Raw genomic sequence first — 22,434 nt, forward strand, 5'->3', positions numbered from 1 at the left:
TATGCCCCAGCGCCTGCCTTCCTGCGAATCCCTTAGCGTCGAGTTCAAGAGCGACCGCAGCAGGCTGCCCGAGCGTAAGCTGATCGAGGCGCTGATCTATCTGGACAACAGCGAATACGGTGAAGCATGACCAGCACAGATGCCAAGCCCACCTTGTTATACCGATTGGTGCATATCGATAACCTCAGCTCTCTTCTGCAGCGCGGCGCACTGCACGCGCCCAACAGCACGCCGGATGATGGCCTGCCTTATCGCACCATTCACGATGTCGGCGTGCAGGCTAACCGTCACCTTCACGTCATTCCCTGCGGCCCAGGAGGTACGGCGCATGACTATGTGCCGTTCTATTTTGGCCCCCTGTCAGTCATGCTGCTCAAGCTGAAGTCCGGGCAGGTCGAGGGCTATGACGAGGGGCAGCAGCCGCTGCTCTATCTGGTAGCCAAAGCCGAGGCGTTGAGTGCCGCAGGGTGTCGTTTCGTGTTCTCCGACGGTCATGGGCTGGCCCGCTTCAGCGGCTGGTATGACGATCTGGCCCAGCTTGATGCCGTGGATTGGGAGCGGGTTGGTGAGCGTTACTGGTCCGACCGTCCTGAAGACAACGACCGCCAGCGCCGTAAGCAGGCCGAGTTTCTCGTCTGGCAGGCGCTGGATTGGTCGCAGGTCGCCGGAATAGCGGTATACGATGAAGCCTCACGCCAGCGCGTGGTGGACATCCTGCAACGTTTCCCCCAACGTCATCAGCCGCCGGTAAAGGTGATGCGGCATTGGTATTACTGAGATGAAGACGATGATCGAGAGCGCACAGGGCAATCTGCTGATGGCCAACGCCGAAGCGGTGGTCAACACCGTCAATTGCGTAGGCTATATGGGCAAAGGCATCGCCCTGCAGTTCAAGCAGGCGTTCCCGGCCAACTTCACGGAGTACCAGGCAGCCTGCAAGGCCGGACGGGTTTCACCTGGCCAGATGCTTATCCATGACAATGGCGCGTTGGTGAACCCGCGCTACATCGTCAATTTCCCCACCAAGCGGCACTGGAAGGGTAAGTCACGCATTGAAGACATCGCCTCGGGCTTGTCTGCACTGGTCAGCGATGTGCAGCGCTTGGGTATTCGCTCCATTGCCATCCCGCCGCTCGGTTGTGGCCTGGGAGGGCTGGACTGGCAAGACGTACGGCCAATGATCGAAGCCGCTTTTGCCCCTCTGACCGAAGTGCGGGTTCTGCTCTACGAACCCTCTGGCGCTCCAGATGCCCGCAGCATGCCGGTGGCTACGCCACGCCCGAAGATGACGTCTGCACGCGCGCTGTTCATCAAGCTGATGGATGCTTATGGCGCGCTGGACTACAGCCGCACCCTACTGGAAGTTCAGAAGCTCGCTTACTTCCTGCAGGCTGCCGGTGAGCCTCTGCGGCTGAAATACCAGGCCGGTATCTACGGCCCCTATGCCCACAACCTGAATAAGGTGCTGGAGGTCATGGAAGGGCATTTCATTCGGGGTTATGGCGACAGTCAGAAACCGGATGCGCCAATCGAATTGTTGCCAGGCGCAATCGCCGAAGCGGACTCATTTCTTGCCGATCACCAAGCATGCAAGCCTCGCCTGCAAAGGGTTTCCGAACTGATCGAGGGGTTCGAAACGCCTTACGGCATGGAGCTGTTGGCCACAGTGCATTGGGTCGCTAACACCGGTTTGAGTAATGCCGAACAGGCAGTTAATGCCGTGCATAGCTGGAACTCACGCAAAGCCAGGATATTTCGCCCAGAGCATATCCGTACCGCTTGGTCGCATCTGGCCCAACGCAATTGGCTGGAGCCCTCCCCGCTCTGAGTGATATGAGCCTGTACACGCCTGAAACTGGACCATATGCATTTCTATGCGTTTCTATGCGTTTCTATGCGTTTCTATGCGTTCCCGTGTACGCATAGCGTGCTCGCCACGATGCGCCTGAACTGGATTAAAGGAGTAACCCTGTGGGCTGGGAACTGGAAGACGTCGAAAAACCCTTTGTGGCGCAGTTGCAGGGGCTGAACTGGCAGCACACCGAGGGTAGCCTGGACGACCCGGCCACGAGCGGCCGCAGCAGTTTCAGTGAAGTCATTCAGCGTGCCGCACTGGTCGAGCGCCTGCGCACCATCAACCTGCGCGACGGCCAGCCCTGGCTGAACGATCAGCGCATTGCCGAGGCAGTCGCGGCCATTACCCGCGTGGGTGCCAGCAAGCTGATGGAGGCCAATCAGACCGTCACCGAGCTGCTGCTCAAGGGCATCACCGTCGATGGCCTGCCAGGCTGGGATGGCGGGCGTGGGCAGACCATCCAGTACATCGACTGGGACACCCCAGCCAACAACCACTTCAGCGTGATCAGCCAGTACCGCGTCGATTGCCCGCCGGGCTACAACAGCGGCAAGAAATTCATCGTCCCGGATCTGGTGCTGCTGGTGAACGGCATCCCGCTGGTGGTGGTGGAATGCAAGAGCCCGTCCATTCCCGAACCGCTGGCCGAGGCCGTCGATCAACTGCGCCGTTACAGCAACCAGCGCAAGGCGGCCTTCGAGGTCGAGGAGAACGAGGGCAACGAGGCGCTGTTCGCCAGCGTGCAACTGTTGATCGCCAGCAGTTACGACGAAGCGCGGGTGGGCTGCATTGGCGCCGGTTTCGCCCACTTCGCGCAGTGGAAGACCGTGATCGGCCCGGATGGCAACGGTAGCGAACAGGCAGTGGCCGAGCAGTTGGGCAAGGCCAAGCTGTCCGAGCAGGAGCGCCTGGTGGCGGGCATGCTGACGCCGGCTCATCTGCTCGATCTGATCCGGCATTTCATGCTGTTCATGCAGGTGGGTGGGCAGACCATCAAGACGGTGGGCCGCTACCAGCAGTACCGCGCCGTGAACCGAGCGGTGAGCCGCATGAAGGGAGGGCAGACGCGCCTGGAACATGGCGAGAGCGACCAGCGCGGCGGCATCGTCTGGCATACCCAGGGCTCGGGCAAGAGCCTGACCATGGTGTTTCTGGTGCGCAAGATGCGCACCGATACGCAGCTACGCCGCTTCAAGATCGTCGTGGTCACCGACCGCAAGGATCTGCAGAACCAGCTTGCCGCCACCGCCACGCTGAGCGGGGAGCTGCCGGAGGTGGCATCCAGTATCCAGGGGGTCAAGGCCCTGGCGCGGCGCAGAGGCCCCGGCCTGGTGTTCGCCACCATCCAGAAGTACCGCAACCCCGAGCAGGACGAGGAAGAGTCTGCCGCCAGCCCCGCACCAGCCAAGGCCGCGGAAATGCGCGCGCCCTACCAGGTGAGTAAACCCTTCGAGGTGCTCAACCATGACGAGAGCATTCTGCTGCTGATCGATGAGGCGCACCGCACCCAGGCCGGCGACCTGCATGCCAACCTGCTGGCTGGCCTGCCCAACTGCGTGCGTATCGGCTTTACCGGCACGCCGATCATCATGGGCGCGAAGAAGCGCACCCACGAGATTTTCGGTGCCTTCATCGACAAGTACAGCATCAAGGAAGCCGAGGCAGATGGCGCTACCGTGCCGGTGCTGTATGAAGGGCGCACCGCCCGCGGCGCGGTGAAGGACGGGGCGAGCCTGGACGAGCTGTTCGAGGATCTGTTCCGCGAACACACTCAGGACGAGCTGGAGCTGATCAAGCAGAAGTACGCCACCAAGGGGCATATCTTCGATGCGCCAGCACTGATCGCCGACAAGGCCCGTGACATACTCCGCCACTACGTCACCCATATCCTGCCCAATGGCTACAAGGCGCAGGTGGTGGCCTACAGCCGGATTGCCGCCGTACGCTACTTCCATGCGCTGCAGGCCGCCCGCGATGAGCTGCTGGCTGAGGCCGAGGCGCTGCCCGCCATTGACCAGACCCTGGACGATGAGGCCCTGTGCCAGCGCCCGCCCAAGCTGCAGGCACGGGTGCAGGCGTGGCGTTATCGCGACAGGCTGCGCAACCTGGAGTTCGCACCGATCATTTCCGGCTCGAACAACGACCCAGCCGAGTGGAAAACCTGGACGGATGGCAGCAAGCACGAGCAACTGATCAAGCGCTTCAAGAAGCCCCTGAATCATGAGCAACCGGGCAAAGCCGACCCGCTGGCTTTCCTGATCGTCAAATCGATGCTGCTGACCGGCTTTGACGCTCCAATCGAAGGCGTGATGTACCTCGACCGGCCGATCAAGGAGGCCGAGCTGCTGCAAGCAATCGCGCGGGTCAACCGTACCGGCTTCGGCAAACGCTGCGGCATCGTGGTCGATTACTACGGGGTCGCCAACCACCTGCGCGAAGCCCTGGCGGCTTATGCCGACGAGGACATCGAGGGCGCACTGAGCAGTATCAAGGACGAGCTGCCGGTGCTGCGTGACCGCCACCTGCGCGTGGTGGATGTGTTGCGCCGCCAGGGAATCGAGGCGCTGGACGATGCCGAAGCCTGCATCACGGCACTGGAATCGGAAAAGGTGCGTGCCGAATTCACCGTCAAGCTCAAAGCCTTCCTCGATACCCTGGATACCGTACTGCCGCGCCCCGAGGGCTTGCCCTTCGTCAAGGATGCCAAGCGCCTGGCCTATATCCATGCGCGGGCGCGTGGTCGCTACAAGGATCTGCCGCAACTGGGCAAGGACGTGGGCGCCAAGGTGCGCAAGCTGATCGACGACCATGTGATCTCACTGGGCATCGACCCGAAGATTCCGCCGATTCAGCTCACCGATGCGGACTTCGAGAAACATCTGTCGCGTAGCGTCAACGATCGCGCCAAGGCCTCGGAGATGGAACACGCCATTCGCTCGCATGTGCGCAAGCATGCCGATGAAGACCCGGTGCTGTATCGCAAGCTGTCCGAACGCCTGAACGAGCTGCTCAAATCGCTGGGCGAGCAGTGGGATCGGCTGGTCGAGCAACTGCAGAAGATCATCGATGAACTGCACAGCGGCCAGTTGAGCGCTGACAGCAGCCCGGTGGGCTTGCCCGAGCACTACGCGCCCTTCCTGCGCACCCTGCTGGATGTGGTGTGCGCCGATGCCCGCCCTGCGCCAGCCGAGCTGCTGCGCTTGAAGGATGTCACCGTGGATCTGGTCGATCTGCTGGTGGAAGAACTGCAAAGCCACCGCGACATCTGGAGCCCGCGCAAGCGCGCGGCCCAGGAGGAACTGGGCGGGCAGCTATTCGATCATCTGATGCGCCTGCGCCCGCCTTTGGTGGATGACGACAAGGCGGCCGTGCTGGCTGATCGCCTGCTGGATCAGGCCAGGGCCAGCCATGAGCGACTGATGAAGCTATGAGCAATCACACCCTCATCGTTGAGGATCTGCAGTTGACACTGCGCCGTAGCACGCGGCGCAAGACCATGCAGATCACCGTCGAGCGAGACGGCACGCTTACCCTCTGCGCTCCGCCCGAAGTGGATGAGCAGGTGCTGCGCCATTTCGTAGCAGAAAAAAGCTTCTGGATTTATTCGCGCCTCGCGGAAAAGGAGCGCCTGCAGCGGGCCATCCCTAGCAAGGAATATGTCGACGGCGAAGGTTTTCTCTACCTGGGGCGCAGTTATCGCCTCAAGCTGGTAGATGAACAGGATGTGCCACTCAAACTCTCAGCCGGCCGCTTCCGCTTGCTGCGTAGCGAGCTGCCCAAAGCACGGGAGCATTTTATCCGCTGGTACAGCGAGCATGCCCGCAACTGGCTGGCCTTGCGCGTGAAGAGCTACCAGGCCCGTATGGATCTTGCCCCTGGCGGGGTGCGCGTACAGGACTTGGGCTATCGCTGGGGCTCCTGCGGCAAGGGTGCGCAGCTCTATTTCCACTGGAAGACCATCCTGCTGCCCAAGCACATCGCCGAGTATGTGGTGGTGCATGAGATGGTGCATCTGCATGAGCCACACCACAGCCCGGAGTTTTGGCTACGCCTGGAGCGCGCCATGCCGGACTATGCACAACGCAAGGCCTGGTTGGCGGAACACGGCATCGAGGTCGAGGGCATCTAGCCCTCCCCTCGATCGCACCTTAGACGGAAGTTCAGCCATCCCGATGCCTGGGCAAGGCCATGGAGATCAGCGCGGCGGCCAGCACGAATGCGCTGGATAACCACAGGCAGGCCTCCAGGCCATGAGCCTGGTAGACCCAACCCGAGAGCAACGTGCCGATCAGCCGGCCCAGGGCGTTGGACATGTAGTAGAAGCCCACGTCCAGGGACACGCCGTCTTCCTTGGCGTAGCTGACGATCAGGTAGCTGTGCAGCGAGGAGTTGATCGCGAACAGCACGCCGAACAGCATCAGCCCACCGAGCAAGACCACCTGCGCCGACCAACCGGCGCCCAGCCCCAAGGCGATCAGCGCCGGCAGGCCGGCCAGCAGCGCCGCCCAGATAAAAGCCGCGCGGCCATCCGGTACTCGCCCACTGCGCTTGCCGGTGATATGCGGTGCAAACGATTGCACCATGCCGTAGCCGATCACCCAGGCCGCGAGAAAGCCGCCCACCAGCCAGAAGTCCCAGCCGAACACACTGCTCAGGTACACCGGCAACGCCACCACGAACCAGACGTCACGCGCACCGAACAGGAACAACCGGGCAGCGGAGAGAATGTTGATCGCCCGGCTCTTGGACAGCAGGTCGCGGAATTTCGGCTTGGCCTTGGCCTTGCCCAGATCCTTCGTCAGCAGCATCAGGCTGGCCAGCCAGATCAGCGCCAGCGCAGCGGCCATGGCCAACACCGCGCCGCTGAAGCCGAGCAGAGCGAGCAACGCGCCACCGAGAAAGAAGCCCACGCCCTTGAGTGCATTCTTCGAGCCGGTGAGGATGGCCACCCACTTGTACAGCGTGCCCTGTTGGCTGTCCGGCACCAGGAGCTTGATCGAACTCTTGGCGCTCATCTTGTTCAGATCCTTGGCGATGCCGGACAGCGCCTGAGCGCCCATGACCCAGGGCACGGTCAACCAGGCAGCCGGCACGGTGAGCATCAACAGCGCGAGCACCTGCAGGCCCAGGCCAAGGTTCATGGTGCGGTTGAGGCCCAGACGCGCGCCCAGGTAACCGCCCACCAAGTTGGTGACCACGCCGAAGATCTCGTAGAACAGAAACAGCGCGGCGATCTGCAGCGGCGTGTAGCCGAGGCTGTGAAAGTGCAGCACCACCAGCATGCGCAGGGCGCCGTCGGTGAGGGTAAAGGCCCAGTAGTTGCCGGTCACCAGCAGGTACTGGCGGATCTCCGGAGAGAGTCGTGCGAGGGCGTGCATGGCGTGATTTCCTGATCGAGCGTGATTTCGTAGGGTGCGCTGCGCGCACCAAGGCTCTCCTTAAAGGGCAGATGATTCGTACCTGGCCGCAGGAAGGAGGCCCCGTAATATGCGGTGCGCGCAGCGCACCCTACGGGTCAGCCAGCCTGGCCGACCAGGCGCGCCAGTTCCACCGCGCGGTTGGCATAGCCCCACTCGTTGTCGTACCAGGCATAGATCTTCACCTGAGTGCCGGCCACCACCATGGTCGACAGCGCATCGACGATGGACGAGCGCGGATCGGTGCGGTAGTCGATGGACACCAGCGGGCGCTCCTCGTAACCCAGGATGCCTTTGAGTGGCCCTGCGGCGGCGGCCTTGAGCAGCGCATTGACTTCCTCGGCGGTGGTGGCACGCTCGACCTCGAACACGCAGTCGGTCAGCGAGGCATTAGCCAACGGCACACGCACGGCATGGCCGTTCAACTTGCCACGCAGCTCGGGGAAGATCTCGGCAATGGCGGTGGCCGAGCCGGTGGTGGTGGGGATCAGGCTCATGCTGGAGGCACGAGCACGACGTAGATCCTTGTGCGGCGTGTCGAGGATGCTCTGGGTGTTGGTCAGGTCGTGGATGGTGGTGATCGAGCCGTGACGAATGCCCAGCGCCTCGTGGATCACCTTGACCACCGGGGCTAGGCAGTTGGTGGTGCAGGAGGCCGCGGTGACGATACGGTGTTGCACCGGGTCGAACAGGTGCTGGTTGACCCCCATCACCACGTTCAGCGCGCCCTGCTCCTTGACCGGCGCGCAGACCACCACGCGCTTCACGCCCTGCTGCAGATAACCTTGCAGCACGGTCACCGTCTTCATCTTGCCGCTGGCTTCGAGCACCAGGTCGCAGCCGCTCCAGTCGGTGTCGGCGATGGCCTTGTTGGCGCTCACCGCAATGCGCTTGCCGTCGATCACCAGATAGTCACCGGCGCTGCTCGCCTCATGCTGCCAGCGGCCATGCACCGAGTCGAAATTGAGCAAGTGCGCGTGGGTGGCGGCGTCGCCTGCCGGGTCGTTGATCTGCACGAACTCCAGCTCGGGCCAGCCCCAGGCGGCGCGCAGGGCCAGACGGCCGATACGGCCAAAACCGTTGATGCCTACTTTGATGGTCATGTCGATGCCTCTGTCAGTGGGTCGTGTCGAACTGGTTGATCCAATTGAGGTGTGCCGGATGCTGGATGGCCTTGGGCCGCAACGCCTGCACCAGGGCGATGGCCTCTGAGCGCACGATACCGGCTTCGATGAGAAGGCGTGCGGCAATCAGGCCGGTGCGCCCGGAGCCGCCCTTGCAGTGGATGGCCAGCGAGCGACCGCCACGCAGGTGCTCGACGAGCGCCTGACGGGACGCCCTCCAACCCTCGCCGAAGTCCTCCAGTGGCACTTGTTCGTCGGCCACCGGCAGGTGGTACCAAGCCAGATCCAAAGCCTGGCACTGCTGAGCGATCTGCCCGGCACCGCTGGCGGCCAGCTCGTTGTGCGGCATCAGCGTGATCACGCCGGCTGCACCGGCTTGCTTGAGCGCCAACAACGCCTGTTCGAGCGTGGTCTCACGGGTGCCTGGACAGGGCGTGAAGATCAGCGCGCCAGCCAGGCCGGGCACGCGCAGGATGTCGTAGGGATGAGTCATGGCGGGCAGTTCCTTCGCTCAGATGGCGCGCTGGTTGACACGCTTGGACAGTTCTTCGGCCGACTCCTTGCGCTCGGAATAACGGTCGACCAGGTAGTCGGAGCGGTCACGCAGCAGCAGGGTGAACTTGACCAGCTCCTCCATCACGTCCACCAGGCGGTCGTAGAACGAGGACGGTTTCATCCGACCCTCGGCGTCGAACTCCATGAAGGCCTTGGGCACCGAGGACTGGTTGGGGATGGTGAACATGCGCATCCAGCGCCCCAGTACGCGCAATTGGTTGACCACGTTGAACGACTGCGAGCCACCGCAAACCTGCATCACCGCCAGGGTCTTGCCCTGGGTTGGGCGAACCGCGCCCATGGCCAGCGGCACCCAGTCGATCTGCGCCTTGAACACGGCTGTCATCGAGCCGTGGCGCTCGGGGGAGCACCACACCTGGCCCTCCGACCACTGCATCAGTTCGCGCAGCTCCTGCACCTTGGGGTGGCTTTCCGGCGCATCGTCCGGCAGCGGCAGGCCGCGCGGGTCGAAGATGCGCGTCTCGGCACCAAAGTGCTGCAACAGGCGCGCGGCTTCCTCGGTCAGCAACCGGCTGAAAGACTTCTCGCGAGTCGAGCCGTACAGCAGCAGGATGCGCGGCGCATGGGTCGAGGCCGACTCGACGGCGAGTTTGTCCTCGCTCGGCAGATCGAGCAGTTGCAGGTCGGCGTTGGGCAGGTCGTCTTGCACGATGTCGCTCCAGGAATGGGGTCAGAACAGGATCTTCACGAGGCTCGCCGCTCAGTCACAGGCCGGCTTGCGCCCAGGGCGCTCGCGCATCTGCCACAGACGCTGGACATCCGGGCGCAACCACTCGGCATTGCTGTCGAGGGTTCGTTTGAGCACATCCCTGACCCACTCGGGCAGTTGCGGGTGCAGGCGGTAGTACACCCACTGACCGTTGCGGCGATCTTCCAGCAGGCCGCAACTGCGTAATAGCGCCAGGTGCCGCGAGATTTTCGGCTGGGCCTCTTCCAGGGCCTCGGTCAGCTCACAGACGCACAGCTCCTGCTCCAGGGTAACGAGCATGGCGATACGCGCTCGTGTCTCATCGGCCAGGCACTTGAACAGCTCAGTGGGGGTCATGTCGTCATTGGCAGCACTGGCTGGCTTGCTCTTGATCAGCACGAACATTTTTATCCGCTCGTGGATCTCGTGCAGCGTCTTGCGATAGGCGTCCCTCTGCGAGCTGGTCACCGGATCCTCGAAGTTCCAGGCGATGTACTCGCCAGTGCCGGGAAGCGCCAGGCACTCCAGCGCCGACTTGTCGCATAGCGTGATCACATAGTCGAACGGCTCGCCCGCCACCTGCTCGACGGACTTGCTGAACAGCCCGGCGGTGGAAACGCCAAGGTGCTCCAGCGCATCGCAGGTGCGCGGGTCTACCTCAGTGGGCGCGGTGCCCGCACTGAAGGCTTCGAAATGTTCGGAGTCGGTATGGCGCAGCAGCGCTTCGGCCATCTGCGAGCGCGACGAGTTGGCCACGCAGAGGAACAGGACACGCTTTTTCTGACTCATGTTGATTTCCGTCAAGGAGGCACATGAGCAAATATATTATTTTACATATATGCAGTAAAGCGAATATGTTGAGTCATTCGGTCATGACGAGCATAGGCAACCAAGATGACAAATGCGTGTGAAACCGCCCTGAAGCAATCCGCAGGTGCGCCCCTGGGGTTCTTCGAGCGTTACCTGACCCTGTGGGTGTTCCTCTGTATCGCGGCCGGTACGGCACTCGGCCTGGTCGCTCCGCAGGCCGCTCAGGGGGTGGGCGCCATGGAGATTGCCCAGGTGAACATCCCGGTCGGCCTGCTGATCTGGGTAATGATCATCCCCATGCTGATGAAGATCGACTTCGGCTCGCTGCATGAAGTGCGCGGGCAGAAAGCCGGCATCGGCGTCACCCTGTTCATCAACTGGGTGGTCAAGCCCTTCTCCATGGCCCTGATCGGCTGGCTGTTCATCAAGATCCTGTTCGCCGACTGGCTGCCGGCCGACCAGCTCGACAGCTACATGGCCGGGCTGATCCTGCTTGGCGCCGCGCCCTGTACGGCGATGGTGTTCGTGTGGAGCAACCTGTGTGGCGGCAATGCCAATTTCACCATCAGCCAGGTGGCCCTCAACGATCTGGTGATGGTGCTCGCCTTCGCCCCCATCGTTGCCCTGCTGCTGGGCGTGTCGTCGATCCCGGTACCCTGGGACACCCTGCTGCTGTCGGTGCTGATGTACATCGTCATCCCCCTGGCCATCGCCCAGGCCGTGCGCGCCCAACTGCTCAAACGCGGCAAGCCTGCCTTCGACGCAGCCCTGGCGAAGATCGCTCCCTTCTCCATCCTCGCCCTGCTGGCCACCCTGGTGTTGCTGTTTTCCTTCCAGGGTCAGGCCATCGTCGAGCAGCCCCTGGTGATCGGCATGCTGGCCGTGCCGATCCTGCTGCAGACACTGCTCATTGCCGCGCTCGGTTACTGGCTCAACCGTTCGCTCAAGGTGCGCCATGATGTGGCCGGCCCCTCGACCATGATCGGCGCGTCCAACTTCTTCGAGCTGGCCGTGGCGGTGGCCATCGTGCTCTACGGTTTCGACTCCGGCGCCGCGCTGGCCACCGTGGTCGGTGTGCTGATCGAGGTACCGGTGATGCTCTGGCTGGTACGCATGGTCAACAAGAGCCGCAACTGGTACGAACGCGCCCTGCCATCGCGTTGAGGTAAGGATCCATGGAGATTTTCCAGTGGCTGAATGACCAGCTCCTGCGTATGGACTGGCTGGCCCATCTCGTCCAGTTGCTGGTGGAAGAGGTGTTTGGCCTGAACATGAGCAGCCGCCTCGGCGGCAGCCTGCACTTCTTCATCTACGACGTGATCAAGATCTTCATCCTGCTGTCGGTGCTGATCTTCAGCATCTCCTGGGTGCAGAGCTACTTCCCGCCAGAGCGTACCCGCAGGATTCTGGGCGGCATGCGCGGCTTGCGCGCCAACCTCACCGGCGCACTACTCGGTACGGTCACCCCCTTCTGCTCGTGCTCGTCGATTCCGTTGTTCATCGGTTTCACCAGTTCGGGGCTGCCGCTGGCGGTGACCTTCTCCTTCCTGATTTCCTCACCACTGGTCGACCTGGCCTCGATGATCCTGCTGGCGAGCGTCTTCAACTGGTCGATTGCCCTGGCCTACGTGGCCGTCGGCATCGTGCTGGCGGTGCTCGGCGGTACCCTGATTGGCCGGGCGCGAATGGAAGGCTACGTCGAGTCGTTCGTCACCCAGCACAAGGCGCTCGACCTACCCCAGGAAGAACTAAGCCTGGCTGATCGCATGAGCTACGCCCGCGAGCAGGTTGCCGAGATCATCCAGCGCGTATGGCTGTATATCCTGATCGGCGTTGGTATCGGCGCGGCGATTCACAACTGGATTCCACAGGACCTGATCAGTGCCCTGATCGGGCGAGATAACTGGTGGTCGGTGCCATTGGCGACGCTGGTCGGTGTGCCGATGTACGCCGACATTTTCGGCACGCTGCCAATAGCCGAAGCACTGGTCGGTAAAGGTGTAGGTCTGGGCACCGTGCTGGCGTTCATGATGGCGGTGACTGCGCTGTCGCTGCCCTCGCTGATCATGCTCAAGAAGGTCGTCAAGGCTCCGCTGCTGGCTCTGTTCTTCGCCATCGTGGTCATCGGCATCATGCTGATCGGTTATCTGTTCAATAGCTTCGCCTACCTGTTCCTCTGATCCACTCTCCCCAGGAGAACCACCATGATCATCAAAATCCTCGGCACGGGCTGCAAAAAGTGCGTCACCCTCACCGAAAATACACGGGCCGCGTTGGCCAACCTCAAGTGCGAGGCCGAGATCGTCAAGGTCACGGATATCGCCGAAATCGCGGCCATGGGTGTGATGTCGACCCCCGCACTAGCCATCGACGAGCAGGTAGTCTCGATGGGCAAGGTACTCAGCCCCGCCGAGCTGGAAGCGCTGCTGAAGAAGAGCTGAGCACGGTGAAATCTATGGCAGATATCAATTTGACATAGAACCTTACAGGCGCTTAGCCGGCACCACGCTGGCCAGCCAGTACGACAGGCCCGGCCTCGTCACCGAAATCGAGGACGGCCGTCCGTGGGTATTTCGCGAGAAGTTTCAGGAACTGAAGGACTTCAAAGCCAGCGGCGAGCCGGCCAAGCAGTTCACCGACATTGGTAGCGGCCCGGATGGCATGACGGTCAAATGAGCTGATGAGCAGGCCCTCAAGGATTACCTGCGGCAGTAGCGATCAAGCGCCTGGAGGCAATCCCGCCAGTACTCGCAGCCGCCTTCGGGCGGCTTCTCTTTTTTTCAGCGTCAGGCCGAGCAGCCTTATATGCTGCCCTTAGCGCCTGAACGCAGGTGATGCGCAGCATCTTCAGGCTGTCCGGATAATCTGCGTCAGCACATACCACCCATTCGGTAGCCGTGATACCGAGCAACTGGATACCTTTGAATATGCCTCAAGCTGCCCCCACTGAAGCCCAGCTCAACCGAGTTCGCCTGGTGGGTGCCATGGGGGTTGGTCAGATACTGGCCTGGAGTTCGACCTACTATCTACCTGCGGTGCTGGCCAGTCCTATCTCTCAGACCACAGGTTGGTCGATTACGCACGTGGTGATGGGGCTTTCCCTGGGCTTGCTGGTTGCAGGGGCATGCTCACCCAAGATCGGGCGCATGATCGACCGATATGGCGGCCGCTCGATTCTGGCAGCCAGCTCGCTCCTCATGGCATTGGGCCTTGCTCTCATGGGCGCAGCTCAACATCTCGCAGTCTACTACCTGGCATGGACGATTATCGGCTTCGCCATGGCAGCGGGCTTATATGACGCCGCGTTCGCCACACTGGGCCGCTTGCTGGGCTCGACGGCACGCTCATCCATCAGCGGTCTCACGCTGCTGGGAGGCTTCGCTAGTACTGTGGGATGGCCCCTTCTAGCCTATCTGGAGCATGAGCTGGGCTGGCGAGGCGCTTGTTTCGTGATGGCGGGAGCCCACCTACTAATAGGCGTGCCGATATATCTGTCTTTTGTTCCCAGAACGCAGACTGCCCCTGCCACCGCTACTGGCAGCACCGCGATAAACGTGGGGAACCTCCAACCATCTACCTACCGCCAACTATTTCTTCTGCTCGCGTTGCTACTAACACTTCAATCGTTAGTGACATCGAGCGTTTCGGTACATCTGCTGGATGTACTCAAACTGCTCGGCATAGCGGCCACCACGGTCTTGGCCATCGGGATGGTCATCGGGCCGGCACAAGTCGCAGGACGTATCGCCGAATTCACCTGGGGCCAGGGGCTACATCCCACCTGGGCCACCCGACTGGGTGTGCTGCTATGCCTGATCGGAATAGTTCTGCTGCTACCGGCGCAGCCTTGGCTGGCATTCATGGCAATTGCTTTATACGGCGCAGGCAATGGCATCCTGACCATTACCCGAGGCACCTTGCCACTGGTGCTGTTCGGCCCCGCAGGTTATGGAATACGAATGGGCTTGCTCGCCAGGCCGATGCTGGTTGCACAGGCGGTTGGGCCAATAGGCGCTGCGATGATCCTGGACGCTTTCAGCGCTGAGACATTACTGGCGCTGCTTGCTGGGATCGCTTTTGTGGGGTTGCTGTCATGCTGGCGCCTCCCCAGCAAGTAACTAGACATAGCCTGCGGGCCTGACAAGGAGCCTTGAACCTGCAGTTCGTCCCATCACGAATCCTGTGATAGGCCCCGGTCTCGCTTATCGCTCTGGCTGCTCAAGGCCTGACAGCATGACTGCTTTGAAAATCGTTACCTGGCTGCCACGCCGCCATAACGCAACGCCCCCTCCCCTGAGCCAGCTCGGCTTGCCTGCTGATCCTGTTGCTGCGCCTGCAGCAACAGGATCGCCCTGGCGATCATCCTCGATAACCACAACTTGAACCCGACGCTTCCGGCACACCGCTACGGCACGTCTATGTCATGACGGCCACCATCGTCGATGACCTGACCGACACCAGCAGCGACAAGAACCGCGAATGCAAGGGCCAGGGCGTCGCCAATATCGCCTCCGGCCTGCTCGGCGGCATGGCCGGTTGCGCCATGTTCGGGCAGTCGGTAAGCAACGTGAAATCGGCCGGCCGCACGCACCTGTCGTGCCTGGTCACCGGCGTGGTATTGCTGTCGATGGCGGTGTTTCTCAGCGACTGGTCAGGCAGATCCCATGGCCGCCCTGGTCGCCGTGATGATCATGGTGGTGGTCAAGCTCGCCGCGAAGGCACCGAGATCGAAGTGCTCGGCTTCAACCAGGCCAGCCCTGGCCGCCATTGTCGTACTTCATTCACCAAATTCGATTATCGTGGCCGCTTATCTATAGCCGAACGAATGCTCATGCACGCTCCTCTCGCAACCGATCGATCGCCCTGGGCCGTATTTCTGATCTTTCTGCGCCTAGGGCTGACCGCCTTCGGTGGACCGATCGCGCATCTCGGCTATTTTCGCGACGAGTTCGTGGTGCGCCGGCAATGGCTGAGCGAGCGCAGCTATGCCGATCTGGTCGCCCTCTGCCAGTTCCTGCCCGGCCCGGCCAGCAGCCAGGTCGGCCTGGCGCTGGGGCTGTCGCGTGCCGGTTATGGCGGCGCCCTGGCGGCCTGGCTGGGCTTCACCCTGCCCTCGGCGCTGGCCCTAATCCTCTTCGCCCTCGGCATCGCCAGCTATGGCGATGTGCTGCCCGCTGGCGTGCTGCAAGGGCTCAAGGTGGTGGCCGTGGCGGTGGTGGCGCAGGCGGTGTGGGGCATGGCACGCAACCTGTGCCCCGATGCGCCGCGCATCAGCATCATGGCAGCGGCCACTTGCCTGGTACTGCTGCTGCCTTCCGCCTGGAGCCAGGTCGGAGTCATCCTGCTGGCCGCCATCCTCGGCCTGCTGCTGTTCAAGCCGCAGCAAAGCGAAGCCCATGAAGCCCTGTCGATCAGCGTTCGGCCTGGCGTTGGCCTGTTCTGGCTGGCGCTGTTCGTCCTCCTGCTGGTCGGGCTGCCGCTGCTGACAGCGCTGTTCCCGAGCCAGACCCTGGCACTGGTGGACGCCTTCTACCGCGCCGGCTCGCTGGTCTTCGGTGGCGGCCATGTGGTGCTGCCGCTGTTGCAGGCCGAAGTGGTACCCACTGGCTGGGTGGACAACACGGCCTTCCTCGCCGGGTATGGCGCGGCGCAGGCGGTGCCGGGGCCATTGTTCACCTTCGCCGCCTTTCTCGGCGCCTCGATGAACCCGGCGCCCAACGGCTGGCTGGGTGGGCTGATCGCCCTGCTGGCGATCTTCCTGCCAGCCTTCCTGCTGGTGGCCGGCGCGCTGCCGTTCTGGGAGCGCCTGCGCCACAGCCTGCGCACCCAGGCCGCCTTGCAAGGCGTCAATGCCGCCGTGGTCGGCCTGCTGCTGGCCGCGCTTTACCAGCCAGTGTGGACGAGCGCGATTCACGGCCCGCTGGACTTCGCCCTGGCCCTGGTGGCGCTGGTCGCGCTGCTGTTCTGGAAGCTGCCGCCCTGGCTGGTGGTGATCGCCAGTGGTGTTGCGGGAGGACTGCTGAGCCTGGCTGTGTGATCGGTCAGCCCTGCATACGCCAGGGCCGTAACCAGACAACGACACCCGCCAGCACCAGCGCACTACCGGCCGTGGCCAGCAGCAATTGGCCGATACCCGCCGGCAGCGGATGCACCAGCACGGCAGCCAGGCCCAGCAGCAGCACGCTGACGATGCCCTGCTGGCGCCAGCGCACGGCACCCAGCAGCCCCTGGCGTTGCAACAACGCCAGCCCCGTGGTGATTACCCCACCCAAGGCAGCCAGGGCGATGCCAGGCGCACCGAAGAGAAACGGCAGGCTCAACAGCAACAGAGCATTGATGGCGCCACCGAACAGCTCGCAGCGCAAGGGTAACGCGGTATCGCCAGCGGCATAGGCGTAGCGCGCCAGCAATGCGTTCCAGGCGCCGAACACCAGCGGCACGGAGAACCAGGCCAGTAACAGCGGTAATGGCCCGGCCGCCACGTCGGTCGGCAGCAGCCACAGAATGAAGGTGGGGCTGGCGGCGATCAGGCCGAAGGAGGCCGGCAAGCTGAACAGGGTGGCGGCGGCCAGGCCCTGGTGCAGCAGCGCCAGACGGGCACCCGGCTGACGCGCGCTCATCATGCCGAGCAGCACCTGATTGAGATTCATCAGGGCGATCAGCGGCAGGTTGATCAGCTTGCGCGCCAGGTTGACCCAGGTGACCACGCCCTCGCCCAGCAGGCTGGCGACCATGCGCTCCAGCAGCGCCAGGCCGTGGCTGGCCAGGTTGCTGGCCAGCAGTGGGCCCATTCGCCCCAGCAATTCGCGCGCGGCGCCATGCTCACGTTCCCGCGCCAGGGGCCGCCAACCCAGGCGCCACGCCGAGGGTAGCAGCGACAGCGGCATCAACAGGCTACCCAGCACGCAGGCCAGTGCCAGTTCCGCCGGCTGGCTGGCAGCGCCGCGCCAGGCCAGGTAGGCGACGGCCGGCAGGTTGAACATCAGCGAGCCCAGGCCCACCAGAACGAAACGCTCGCGCGCCTGCAGCGGTATGCTCAGCAGCGCGTGCAGCATCAGGCCGGGCACGCAGGCCGCCAGCAGCGCCAGGCTGTCGCCGGCCACCTGCCGCGCCTGCTCGCCGAGGCCCGGGCCGATCAGGCGTACCCACAGCGGCGCGGCCAAAGCCAGCAGCGCCCAGAGCGCCAGGGCAATCAGCAGCAACCCGGGGCTGACCGCATTCAGCCAGCGCCGGCGCTGCTGCTCGTCACGCTGGCCATACAACGGCAGCGCGGCAGCGGCCAGCAAGCCACCAGCCAGCGCCATGCGCAGGGCCTCCGGCAGGAACAGCGCGACGATGAAGGCGTCGCTGCGCTCCCCCGCGCCCCAGGAGGTGACCAGCAGCCATTCGCGGGCAAAACCCAGGCCCAGACCGGCCAGGGTCGCCAGCGTCAGCCACAGCGTGCTGTTGAACATGGCTATTAGTGGAACAAGGTGAACAGGCCCTTGCCGCCGACCTTGTAATTTAGGTCATGCGGGCGCTCGCCCATGATCTTGGCGCCGCTGCCACCGACGATCTTGTACGGCGCCACCTCCTTGGCCACCACGGTGTTGGCGGTGACCACCGCGCCACGGCCGATGTGCGAACCCTGGCCGATCAGCGCGCGGCTGGCGATCCAGGCATAGTCGTCGATGTAGATGGGCGCGGAAATCGACCAGAACTCGGGGGCGGCCAGATCATGGGTGCCGGCGATGATCAGCACGTGCGAGGCGATCGCCACATGGTCGCCGATCACCAGCCCGGCACGGGCATCGACCTGGCAGTGCCAGGCAATCACGCTGTCGTCGCCGATCACCAGGTTCTCCACCCCCAGCACCTCGGTGTTGCGCCAGATCGAGCTGCCCTTGCCGATCTTCGCGCCACCGGCACGTAGCCACCAGATGCGCACATGGTGGCTGGGGATCTTGTTGATCAGGATGTTGTAGGCCTGCTCCCAGGCGCGCAGCCAGCGATCCCTGAGCGTCGCCCAGTTCTTGCCATACAGCGGCACGAAGTAACGCGCGGGAATCTCGGTCTTGAGCAAGGCGTAGAAGCGTCGCGCCAGGGGGTTCTCGATACGTGGCTCGATATCCACCGAGCTGATGGCGTAGACGCCGCTCTCGTCGAAGGCCACGTCATGCTCGAACATCCACTGCAGCGCGCGCTCCAGCTCGTCGCGCGTCACGCCCAGCTTGGCGGCGTAATCATCCAGTTGCGCACGCAGATCCGAACGCAGCCTGACACGGTGTTTCATGGCGAGGATTCCCTGTGAGAGTCGCTGGCATCACGCAGTTCCGGGTGCAGGCGAACCACCTGTAGGCTGAGGCCCATGAGCAGCCAGAACAGCGCGATGATGACGTAGGTGAAGCTGTAGTAGTGGTCGAACAGGCCGGTGAGGATGGCCGCCAGCACACCCGCCGTGCTGCCGAGCCAGATGGCATTGTCGGCATCGATGCGGCGCACCGCGCCCACCGGCCTGACCTCACGCCACCACAGCAGGGTCACGGCGACGAACAGCAGCATGCCGGGAATGCCGATCTTGTAGATGAAGTTCAGCCACAGGTTGGAAATGCCCAGCAGGCCGCTGCCCGGCACAGGCGGGTCGACCTTGAAGCCGATGCCCAGCGGATAGCGCGCCATCGCCTCGGGGAACATGGCGTACTCCAGGAAGCGCACCTCGGTACTGGCGTTGCTCGGCGAGAACATGGTCAGCAGGCGCTCCTGCAGCGGCGGGTAGAACAGCACCAGCGCCGCGCCGAAAGCGATGCCCAGACCGAGGATACGCCCGCTGTAGGGCGTGCGCTTGTAGGTCAGCCACAGCAGCACCAGAGCCAGCGAGACGATGGCGCCACGGGAGATGCTGAACAGCAGGCCGGCACAACCCAGCAGCGCCACCGACAGCCCCAGCAGGCGCCGCCAGCCCTTGCGCGTCCAGCCGTAGAGCAGCGCCAGCGGCACGAACAGGGCGAGGATGCCGCCGGTCAGGTTCGGGTGCACCCAGGGCGAGGCCATGCGCTGGTAGTTGGCCGAGAAGATGTCTCTGACCGCCTCGGGGTGGGCGTACTTGAGGTCGGTGAGAATCGGGATCATGGTGGTGGCGTCACGATCCTTGAGGAAGATGAATATCGACAGGCAGAGCATGGCCAGGTTGCCCAGCAGCAGGGCCACGATCAGTTGATCGCGGTCGCGCTCGCTGCGCAGCAGCAGCGGCACCATGAACAGCAGCGACAGGTTCATCAGCCAGCGTACCCAGTTCACCGGGCCGTTACCGTCGGCATCGATGATGATCATGCCAACCACGAACGGCAGGGTGCTGAACAGCATCAGCCACAGCAGGGTGCGCTCCACCGGGCGCCATTGCAGCAGGCCACGGCTGCGGCCGATGAACGCCTGCCAGAGCAGCGCCAGCCAGGTCAGGCCCAGTACCGCCTCGCTGATGGTGGTGCGGATGCCCACCTGCACCGTGGTGTAAGGGATGCTGGTGGCCAGCACGGCGAACAGCAGCAGGCCCCACAGCGGCTTGCGCAGCAGGGTCAGGGTCAGAGCACCACCGGCCAGCAGCACCAGCAGCTTGCCGACGCTGAGGAACCACAGCAGCACACCGAACAACACGCCGAGAATCAGCGCGACAGGTAATCCCATGGCCATCAGCGCGACAACTCCATGACAAGTTCATTCAGACGCCGGCTGTAGGCCGGAAACTCATAACGCCGCGCCCATTCGGCCAACTCTGCCGTGCGTGCAGGTGGCTGCGCGGCTACCTGCAGCAGGCAGCCGAGCAGGGCCTGGCGATCGTGCGGGGCGAAGCGCGGGCTACCGGGCGGCAACACTTCATCCAGGGCCGAGCCAGTGGCGGCAGCGACCGGCGTGGAGACGCTCAGCGCCTCCACCACCGGCAAGCCGAAGCCTTCGCCATAGGAAGGCTGCCACAGGCATTCGGCGCGCTGATACAGACCGCATAACTGCGCCTCACTCAAACCGCTGCGCCAATGCAGGCCGGGCAGTTCGCGCAGCTCAGGCGCCACATCCTCGGCATGGCCGACCAGAACCAGCGCCGGCACCTGCGCCGACTGCCGGCGCGCCTGCTGCCAGCAGTCGAGGAACAGCGCCATGTTCTTGCGCGGCTCGCGGGTGCCCACGGCCAGCCAGAAGCGCTCGGGCAGATCGTCCGGCAACTGCGCCGCCGCGGTGGCGAAGCCCGGCACCAGATTGGGCAGCACGCGCAGCTTGTTGCGGGCGAAGGGGAACAGCCGCGCCGCTTCGTCCGCCGAGAACTGCGAGGGGCACCAGATGCGATCGGCCATCAGCACCGACCAGGCGATGGACAAGCCGTCGATGCCGCGATAGGCCAGTGCCTTGAGGCGTGAGCGATGGAAATTGCGTTCGGTGAGCTGGAACAGGTCATGCAGCACCAGCACCTGTTTGCGCCCGCGCTTGCGCCCCAGGGGCAGGCCCATGTTGGCCGTGGCGATATACAGGTCGATGCGCGCCTCGTGCAGGGCGCGGGGCAGGAACCTGGCCTCGAAGCGCCAGCGCACCTGCGGTCGTTGCAGGCCCTGCAAGGGGCTGGCCCACTCCGGGCAGCAGGCCGTGGCACGCTGCGGATGATCCAGCGGCGCTTCAGTGAAGCGCACCAGCTCGGTGTCAGGCAGCGCCAGTAACGCCTGCTCCTGCGCCAGCACCTGGCGCCCGATACCCGAGGCCGGGGCGACGGTCGCCGGTCGGTAATCCAGGCCTACGCGCATACCCGCTCCTGCTCGATCTGCCGATAAACCGCCTCGAGCCGCTCGGCCGCACCGGCCCAGTCATGCTCGCGGCGCACGTAGGCGCGGCCATTGGCAGCCAGAGCGGCGGCCTGCTCGGCATCGGCCAGCACCTCGGCCAGGGCGGCGGCCAGCTCAGCAGCCGTCTCGCCGGCCAGGTAGTCACGCCGCGCCTCGACCGCCAACCCGGACACCCCCTGCGCCGTGCTCACCACTGGCAGGCCAGCGGCCAGGGCTTCGATCACCTTGAGCTTGGAGCCGCCGCCATGGCGCAGGGGTGCGAGAAACGCCGCACACTCGGCCTGCACGCTCGGCAGATCGGCGACGAAGCCCAGCCACTCGATACGCGGATCGGGCCAGCGCTGCGCCCAGGCCGACGGCAGGGCATGGCCGGCGACAACGAAGCGCGCCCGCGGGCAGGCCTGCCAGAGCCGTGGCAGGATTTCGTCCAGCGCCCACTGCACGGCATCGCAGTTGGGCGCGTATTCGTAGTTGCCGACGAACAGGATGCGCTGGCTGCCGGTCGCCGCCTGCACCTGGGCGAAGGCCTGGCAGTCGACACCATTGACCACCACCGCCACCGGCGTGTCGGTCAGGCGGCGCATGGCCTGGGCATCAGCCTCGGTCACGGCGACCACATGCCGTGCCTGGTCGAAAACGCGGCGCTCCCAACGCCGTGCGCGCCATTGGTCATACCGCACGAAGGGCGCCAGCCAGTCAGGGAAGCGGTCATAGGTGGCCGCACCCAGTGCCGACTCCAGGTTGTGTTCGGTGAGCACGAAGGGCTGGCCGCGCCGCGCCAACGGGCCGGCCAGCGGCTGGAAGCCATAACTGTGCTCGACCTGCACCACGTCCCAGCCGCCCTCGGCCAGCAGGCTGTCGAAGCGCTCGCGCAGGGCGCCGGACAGACCATTGACCGAAGCCAGCAGCGGCCAGGGGGCAAACAGCGCCGCCAGCAGGGTCAGCGGGCTGCGCAGGTTGCGCCGCGGCAGCACGACCAGGCGTTCGAGCAAGGGTTCGAGGCGCTGCCGGCACTCATCGTCCAGCGCCGTCTTGGACTGCACCAGCAGGGTGATGCGATGGCCGCGCGCGGCCAGGGCGCGCAGCAACTGGTACTGGCGCGTCTTGCCGCCACTGGTGGTTGGCCAGGGCAGATAGGGCACGATCCACAGCACGCGCATGC

The 22,434-nt window shown here is 63.9% G+C and carries 20 protein-coding genes and 1 pseudogene; 11 read left to right on the top strand and 10 right to left on the bottom strand.

Going from position 1 to position 22,434, the window contains the following annotated elements; translation table 11 throughout:
• Position 1 precedes the first annotated feature (1 nt).
• From PVE35_RS23305 to PVE35_RS23325, 5 genes are all read left to right on the top strand, one after another.
• Entirely contained in the window at positions 2–130 is a 129-nt protein-coding gene (locus tag PVE35_RS23305; RefSeq protein WP_277373132.1) for a hypothetical protein, read from the top strand.
• Complete coding sequence (locus tag PVE35_RS23310; protein WP_277373133.1) at positions 127–777, top strand: DUF4433 domain-containing protein; 651 nt, start codon at positions 127–129, stop codon at positions 775–777. The genes PVE35_RS23305 and PVE35_RS23310 overlap by 4 nt, the downstream gene beginning before the upstream one ends.
• Position 778: 1 nt before the next feature.
• On the top strand, positions 779–1,828 hold the full coding sequence (locus PVE35_RS23315) for a macro domain-containing protein (RefSeq protein WP_277373134.1): 1,050 nt from the start codon (positions 779–781) through the stop codon (positions 1,826–1,828).
• 143 nt (positions 1,829–1,971) lie between these two features.
• Entirely contained in the window at positions 1,972–5,286 is a 3,315-nt protein-coding gene (locus tag PVE35_RS23320) for a type I restriction endonuclease subunit R (protein WP_277373135.1), read from the top strand.
• Entirely contained in the window at positions 5,283–5,984 is a 702-nt protein-coding gene (locus tag PVE35_RS23325) for a SprT family zinc-dependent metalloprotease (RefSeq protein ID WP_277373136.1), read from the top strand. The genes PVE35_RS23320 and PVE35_RS23325 overlap by 4 nt, the downstream gene beginning before the upstream one ends.
• Before the next feature lie 31 nt (positions 5,985–6,015).
• Here PVE35_RS23325 and arsJ read toward each other — a convergent pair whose 3' ends face one another.
• The 5 genes from arsJ to PVE35_RS23350 all read right to left on the bottom strand — a co-directional run bounded on the left by arsJ (position 6,016) and on the right by PVE35_RS23350 (position 10,449).
• On the bottom strand, positions 6,016–7,233 hold the full coding sequence (gene arsJ / locus PVE35_RS23330; RefSeq protein ID WP_277373137.1) for an organoarsenical effux MFS transporter ArsJ: 1,218 nt from the start codon (positions 7,231–7,233) through the stop codon (positions 6,016–6,018).
• Positions 7,234–7,370: 137 nt separating this feature from the next.
• Positions 7,371–8,375: an ArsJ-associated glyceraldehyde-3-phosphate dehydrogenase gene (locus PVE35_RS23335; RefSeq protein ID WP_277373138.1), complete on the bottom strand. Its 1,005-nt coding sequence runs from the start codon at positions 8,373–8,375 to the stop codon at positions 7,371–7,373.
• Positions 8,376–8,388: 13 nt separating this feature from the next.
• A complete protein-coding gene (locus PVE35_RS23340; RefSeq protein WP_268179529.1) occupies positions 8,389–8,889 on the bottom strand; it encodes a cyclin-dependent kinase inhibitor 3 family protein in 501 nt (166 codons plus the stop codon).
• A gap of 18 nt (positions 8,890–8,907) precedes the next feature.
• Complete coding sequence (arsH, locus tag PVE35_RS23345; RefSeq protein WP_268184402.1) at positions 8,908–9,588, bottom strand: arsenical resistance protein ArsH; 681 nt, start codon at positions 9,586–9,588, stop codon at positions 8,908–8,910.
• An 84-nt stretch (positions 9,589–9,672) separates the two neighbouring features.
• Positions 9,673–10,449 (bottom strand): metalloregulator ArsR/SmtB family transcription factor, encoded by a 777-nt coding sequence (locus tag PVE35_RS23350; protein ID WP_277373139.1) that lies wholly within the window; start codon positions 10,447–10,449, stop codon positions 9,673–9,675.
• 105 nt (positions 10,450–10,554) lie between these two features.
• Here PVE35_RS23350 and arsB point away from each other — a divergent pair, with 105 nt between their 5' ends.
• The 6 genes and pseudogenes from arsB to chrA all read left to right on the top strand — a co-directional run bounded on the left by arsB (position 10,555) and on the right by chrA (position 16,507).
• Positions 10,555–11,634, top strand: coding sequence for an ACR3 family arsenite efflux transporter (arsB, locus tag PVE35_RS23355; protein WP_277373140.1), 1,080 nt, complete (start codon positions 10,555–10,557; stop codon positions 11,632–11,634).
• Between the two features lie 11 nt (positions 11,635–11,645).
• Positions 11,646–12,650 carry a permease gene (locus PVE35_RS23360; RefSeq protein ID WP_277373141.1) on the top strand — a complete coding sequence of 335 codons (1,005 nt, stop codon included), beginning with the start codon at positions 11,646–11,648 and terminating at the stop codon, positions 12,648–12,650.
• A 24-nt stretch (positions 12,651–12,674) separates the two neighbouring features.
• Complete coding sequence (locus tag PVE35_RS23365; RefSeq protein ID WP_268179534.1) at positions 12,675–12,911, top strand: thioredoxin family protein; 237 nt, start codon at positions 12,675–12,677, stop codon at positions 12,909–12,911.
• Positions 12,912–13,397: 486 nt separating this feature from the next.
• Positions 13,398–14,588 carry an MFS transporter gene (locus tag PVE35_RS23370; protein ID WP_277373142.1) on the top strand — a complete coding sequence of 397 codons (1,191 nt, stop codon included), beginning with the start codon at positions 13,398–13,400 and terminating at the stop codon, positions 14,586–14,588.
• Between the two features lie 302 nt (positions 14,589–14,890).
• A pseudogene (locus PVE35_RS23375) lies at positions 14,891–15,164 on the top strand (SulP family inorganic anion transporter); the annotation flags it as partial.
• A 137-nt stretch (positions 15,165–15,301) separates the two neighbouring features.
• A complete protein-coding gene (gene chrA / locus PVE35_RS23380) occupies positions 15,302–16,507 on the top strand; it encodes a chromate efflux transporter (RefSeq protein WP_277373143.1) in 1,206 nt (401 codons plus the stop codon).
• A 4-nt stretch (positions 16,508–16,511) separates the two neighbouring features.
• Here chrA and PVE35_RS23385 read toward each other — a convergent pair whose 3' ends face one another.
• Genes PVE35_RS23385 through PVE35_RS23405 form a run of 5 tightly spaced genes read right to left on the bottom strand, consistent with a single transcriptional unit; the run spans position 16,512 to position 22,432 of the window.
• Positions 16,512–17,924, bottom strand: coding sequence for a lipid II flippase MurJ (locus tag PVE35_RS23385; RefSeq protein ID WP_277373144.1), 1,413 nt, complete (start codon positions 17,922–17,924; stop codon positions 16,512–16,514).
• 5 nt (positions 17,925–17,929) lie between these two features.
• Positions 17,930–18,742, bottom strand: a complete 813-nt coding sequence (locus PVE35_RS23390; RefSeq protein WP_268179538.1) for an acyltransferase — start codon at positions 18,740–18,742, stop codon at positions 17,930–17,932.
• Positions 18,739–20,136 carry an O-antigen ligase family protein gene (locus PVE35_RS23395; protein WP_277373145.1) on the bottom strand — a complete coding sequence of 466 codons (1,398 nt, stop codon included), beginning with the start codon at positions 20,134–20,136 and terminating at the stop codon, positions 18,739–18,741. Before PVE35_RS23395 ends, PVE35_RS23390 begins: the two co-directional genes overlap by 4 nt.
• On the bottom strand, positions 20,136–21,233 hold the full coding sequence (locus PVE35_RS23400) for a glycosyltransferase family 1 protein (protein ID WP_277373146.1): 1,098 nt from the start codon (positions 21,231–21,233) through the stop codon (positions 20,136–20,138). Before PVE35_RS23400 ends, PVE35_RS23395 begins: the two co-directional genes overlap by 1 nt.
• Complete coding sequence (locus PVE35_RS23405) at positions 21,224–22,432, bottom strand: glycosyltransferase family 4 protein (protein ID WP_268179542.1); 1,209 nt, start codon at positions 22,430–22,432, stop codon at positions 21,224–21,226. Before PVE35_RS23405 ends, PVE35_RS23400 begins: the two co-directional genes overlap by 10 nt.
• Between the last annotated feature and the right edge of the window lie 2 nt (positions 22,433–22,434).

The organism is Pseudomonas sp. AA-38 (assembly GCF_029457475.1).
Lineage (GTDB): Bacteria > Pseudomonadota > Gammaproteobacteria > Pseudomonadales > Pseudomonadaceae > Aquipseudomonas.

Excerpts from the sequence above, each read along its gene's own strand:
- PVE35_RS23385 (WP_277373144.1), bottom strand. The coding sequence starts at position 17,924 with ATGTTCAACAGCACGCTGTGGCTGACGCTGGCGACCCTGGCCGGTCTG.
- PVE35_RS23335 (WP_277373138.1), bottom strand. The coding sequence starts at position 8,375 with ATGACCATCAAAGTAGGCATCAACGGTTTTGGCCGTATCGGCCGTCTG.
- chrA (WP_277373143.1), top strand. The coding sequence starts at position 15,302 with ATGCACGCTCCTCTCGCAACCGATCGATCGCCCTGGGCCGTATTTCTG.
- PVE35_RS23340 (WP_268179529.1), bottom strand. The coding sequence starts at position 8,889 with ATGACTCATCCCTACGACATCCTGCGCGTGCCCGGCCTGGCTGGCGCG.
- PVE35_RS23325 (WP_277373136.1), top strand. The coding sequence starts at position 5,283 with ATGAGCAATCACACCCTCATCGTTGAGGATCTGCAGTTGACACTGCGC.
- PVE35_RS23370 (WP_277373142.1), top strand. The coding sequence starts at position 13,398 with ATGCCTCAAGCTGCCCCCACTGAAGCCCAGCTCAACCGAGTTCGCCTG.
- arsB (WP_277373140.1), top strand. The coding sequence starts at position 10,555 with ATGACAAATGCGTGTGAAACCGCCCTGAAGCAATCCGCAGGTGCGCCC.
- PVE35_RS23315 (WP_277373134.1), top strand. The coding sequence starts at position 779 with ATGAAGACGATGATCGAGAGCGCACAGGGCAATCTGCTGATGGCCAAC.
- PVE35_RS23395 (WP_277373145.1), bottom strand. The coding sequence starts at position 20,136 with ATGGCCATGGGATTACCTGTCGCGCTGATTCTCGGCGTGTTGTTCGGT.
- PVE35_RS23310 (WP_277373133.1), top strand. The coding sequence starts at position 127 with ATGACCAGCACAGATGCCAAGCCCACCTTGTTATACCGATTGGTGCAT.
- PVE35_RS23405 (WP_268179542.1), bottom strand. The coding sequence starts at position 22,432 with ATGCGCGTGCTGTGGATCGTGCCCTATCTGCCCTGGCCAACCACCAGT.
- PVE35_RS23360 (WP_277373141.1), top strand. The coding sequence starts at position 11,646 with ATGGAGATTTTCCAGTGGCTGAATGACCAGCTCCTGCGTATGGACTGG.
- PVE35_RS23305 (WP_277373132.1), top strand. The coding sequence starts at position 2 with ATGCCCCAGCGCCTGCCTTCCTGCGAATCCCTTAGCGTCGAGTTCAAG.
- PVE35_RS23350 (WP_277373139.1), bottom strand. The coding sequence starts at position 10,449 with ATGAGTCAGAAAAAGCGTGTCCTGTTCCTCTGCGTGGCCAACTCGTCG.
- arsJ (WP_277373137.1), bottom strand. The coding sequence starts at position 7,233 with ATGCACGCCCTCGCACGACTCTCTCCGGAGATCCGCCAGTACCTGCTG.
- PVE35_RS23390 (WP_268179538.1), bottom strand. The coding sequence starts at position 18,742 with ATGAAACACCGTGTCAGGCTGCGTTCGGATCTGCGTGCGCAACTGGAT.
- PVE35_RS23365 (WP_268179534.1), top strand. The coding sequence starts at position 12,675 with ATGATCATCAAAATCCTCGGCACGGGCTGCAAAAAGTGCGTCACCCTC.
- PVE35_RS23400 (WP_277373146.1), bottom strand. The coding sequence starts at position 21,233 with ATGCGCGTAGGCCTGGATTACCGACCGGCGACCGTCGCCCCGGCCTCG.